The sequence below is a fragment of the Streptomyces sp. NPDC002130 genome, assembly GCF_040296465.1.
Classification (GTDB): Bacteria; Actinomycetota; Actinomycetes; order Streptomycetales; family Streptomycetaceae; genus Streptomyces.
In genome coordinates this window covers 1-2,949 of the sequence record NZ_JBEOXI010000494.1, presented here as the reverse complement: position 1 = coordinate 2,949, position 2,949 = coordinate 1, and the positions used below count along the sequence as shown (strand labels likewise).

Sequence of the window (2,949 nt, the reverse complement as noted above, 5' to 3'; positions counted from 1 at the left end):
TCGGCCTCGGAGTCGTCCTCGTACTCGCCTTCGGGCTCTTCCTCCTCGCCCTCCTCCTCGTCCTCCTCGTCGTACTCGTCCTCGGCGTCCTCGCCGATCCTCGAATTGCGTACCGAGGACCGCGTCGGCCTGCTCTGCCGACTGGCCGCAGCACTCGAACACAGTGGAGCCGACATCCGGTGGGCGAAGGTCGTCAGTCGTCGACGAGATCGAGCTGGGCAGCACAGGCGTCCGCTATTCGAGTCCTTCGAGACGGTGGGCATCTTTGATCTCGCTGATCCTGGCAGCCGTCATCGGGGTCCACTCCCTCCTCTGCCCAGCGGCACGGAGGGCTTCTCCAACCTCGCTGAGCTTCACGGAGGACAACACGCCCGCCCGCTCGATCAGGTCGTCCCGGGCCACGGTGGTCAGCCATGTGCACGGAGTAAAGCCTGGACGCGGGAACGCGAACCGCAGCACGCCTTCGAAGGGCAGTCCTTCGGGGGCTCCTACGGCCACTTCAACGCCCAGGCCGCTGATGTCGACGCCCGCTGGCGCAACGACCTGCATCGCGTGAAACCCGCATGACTCCTCGTCCGAGAGCAGCACGACCGGGCGTCGCTCATCGAAGTCGACCCACCAGACTTCACCGCGTTGCATGTGTCCTCCTGGCACGAGACGGCGGGCGAACGCTGCGTGCCCCGTGCGGGACACGGAAGGGATGCGGCCCCGTCTTCGCTCGTCGTGACCGAGGGGCGGTGAAGACGGGCGCGACCACCGTTGATCATCGGTGTGTGAAGACTGAAGATCATGCGGTGGCCGCGAGTCACAGCGTAGACCCTGCCCGCCGGCAGGAGGCGTTCGAGGTCCTGATGTCCCGGATAGCGGGCCGGTTCGCGCGGGTTGAACCCCGGCGTCGGGTGCGGGACTTGGTGCTGGGGCTGCTGTCGGACGTGCCGCGCAAGAACTGCTGGAGCATCGCCGAGTGGGCCGGGCGGGCCAGTCCGCATGGAATGCGGCACCTGCTCGGCCGGGCTAACTGATCGTTTCAGGATGCCGCCCGGAGGCGCCGGAGGCAGATGATGCTGCAGGCGAGTTCGAGGAGACCCTGGTGGAGGTCGGCACGTCGCTCGTAGCGGATGCGGAGTCGCTTGAACTGATGCAGCCAGGCGAACGCGCGCTCGACCACCCAGCGAACCTTGCCCAGTCCGGAGCCGTGGGCGACGCCGCGTCGCGCGATCAAACGGCTTGATGCCGCGCTGCCACAGCAGGCGGCGGTACTTGTCGAAGTCGTAGCCGGTCTGCGTAGAGGCGCCGGGGCTTGCGGCGAGGGCGTCCCCGTAGGCCCCGAATGCGGGGTTCCGTGGCGGTCGACGATCAGATGGTGCTTGGAGCCGGGGCGGGCACGGTCGACGGGCGAGGGGCCGACGTGATCCCCCCTTTGAGCGCCCGGACGTGCGAGCCGTCCAGGGCGCAGTCGTCCAGGTCTGGCGAGTCCGCGCGGCGTAATTCGGTCACAGGGCGGAGTGAAGACGCGGCCGGACGCCTGCTTCTGTCCGGTCCCGCAGCCGGCACCAGGCCGTCACGCCGGAGCAGCCCACGATCTCGGCCGGGACGCCACGCCAGGCAACGCCGGTCCGCAGCACGTACATGATGCCGGCGAGAGCCGCCCTGTCCGGAACGCGAAGTCTCCCGGGATGGCGGTGGCGTCGTTCGGGAGAAGGTGGCAGCAACAGGGCTACCCGTTCCCACAGGTCGTCCGGAACAAGATCAGCGCGCACCGGGACACACTGCAGACCAAGATCGACGAGCGCAAGACCCACAGTTCAACACCCAGAAACGATCAGTAGGAGCGTTGGATCAGATGTCTCGCCGGTTGGCCGGCCAGGGGATCTCCTCGAGAACCTCCTCAGGAGTCGGTACCGCGTCCGGGAAGTCCTGGCGGATCTCCCGAACTACCGAGGCATCCGCGGTGCAGAGGTCCCAACTCGTGCTGTCGAACTCCCGCAGTACCACCTTCAGCTCATTGCCCGCGTACCCCGCGAAGTCCGCGTCAACAAACTGAAGGTCCGGCGCGACCAGGGCCAGTAGCTCCAGGGTGCCGATCCCGGCACCGGAGGAAGCCTTCTCGATCTCGGCAAACCTGGTGCTCAGTCGAGCGTCGTCGATCCGCACCTTCCAGGTGAGGCCGAGCCCAAAACTTCCGAGGCGCACAAGGAGTTCCGCCAGCGTGACGTAGTACCGATCGGAGGCACGGTTCTGCCCAGGAAGACGGTCACGCCAGGCCGCGAACGTGATCGACTGAAATGCCCCAGGGGGTCTTGCCATCATTGCCGGCTCCGTTCGCTTGCGCGGCTCAGTGTGCTCTCACAGCATGATCTTCCTCAACCGCAGCTGCAGATCATTTTTGAAACCGTCAGTAAGTGAGATGCCGGAAGGGCACGCACGCCGTGGGTGTCCAGCGCCGGTACACCGGTACGGCCGGGAGGATCGAAAGCGCTCAGGTCGCTGTCTACCTCGTCTGTGCAGGCCGCCGCGGACACGCGGCGATCGACCGCGAGCTGTACGTCCCGCGCTCGTGGACGTGCGACCCGGGCCGCTGCCGGGCGGCGGGACTGGGCGAGGACACCGTCTTCGCGACCAAGTCGGAGCTGGCCGCCCGCATGATCGGCCGGTTCCTTGACGCCGGGCACCGTGTGGGCTGGGTCGCGGGCGATGAGGTCTACGGCGGCAACCCCAAGCTGCGGGCCGCGCTGGAAGAGCGCCAGGTCGGCTACGTGCTCGCCGTTGCTTGCTCGGCCGAAGTCACCACGGGCGGGGAATTTCCGCGCGGATGCCCTGGCCGTGAAGGTGCCGAAGTGGGCCTGGCTGAAGCTGTCGGCAGGGGCGGCGGCAAGGGGCACCGCGTCTACGACTGGGCCGTCATCGACCTGGCCGAACCCCGCCTCGGCCGCCACCAAATGCTGATCC

3 protein-coding genes and 2 pseudogenes are annotated in these 2,949 nt (G+C 67.5%); 2 read left to right on the top strand and 3 right to left on the bottom strand.

The annotated features are described in order from the left end of the window. Positions 1 to 234: 234 nt before the first annotated feature. Entirely contained in the window at positions 235 to 639 is a 405-nt protein-coding gene (locus ABT116_RS41655) for a type II toxin-antitoxin system PemK/MazF family toxin (protein ID WP_351645542.1), read from the bottom strand. A gap of 212 nt (positions 640 to 851) precedes the next feature. Here ABT116_RS41655 and ABT116_RS41650 point away from each other — a divergent pair. Beyond that, positions 852 to 1,016 (top strand): annotated as a pseudogene (locus ABT116_RS41650) (IS701 family transposase); the annotation flags it as partial. Positions 1,017 to 1,027: 11 nt separating this feature from the next. Here ABT116_RS41650 and ABT116_RS41645 read toward each other — a convergent pair. Both ABT116_RS41645 and ABT116_RS41640 read right to left on the bottom strand, forming a co-directional pair. Next, positions 1,028 to 1,760: pseudogene (locus tag ABT116_RS41645) on the bottom strand (transposase). A gap of 79 nt (positions 1,761 to 1,839) precedes the next feature. Continuing rightward, positions 1,840 to 2,310, bottom strand: coding sequence for a hypothetical protein (locus tag ABT116_RS41640; RefSeq protein ID WP_351645539.1), 471 nt, complete (start codon positions 2,308 to 2,310; stop codon positions 1,840 to 1,842). Between the two features lie 92 nt (positions 2,311 to 2,402). On the opposite strand from ABT116_RS41640, the gene ABT116_RS41635 reads away from it, so the two are divergent. Beyond that, on the top strand, positions 2,403 to 2,949 hold a 547-nt coding region (locus ABT116_RS41635; protein WP_502984033.1), incomplete at its 3' end, for an IS701 family transposase.

Coding starts and splice junctions, on each gene's coding strand:
- ABT116_RS41655 (WP_351645542.1), bottom strand. CDS start 639: ATGCAACGCGGTGAAGTCTGGTGGGTCGACTTCGATGAGCGACGCCCG.
- ABT116_RS41640 (WP_351645539.1), bottom strand. CDS start 2,310: ATGATGGCAAGACCCCCTGGGGCATTTCAGTCGATCACGTTCGCGGCC.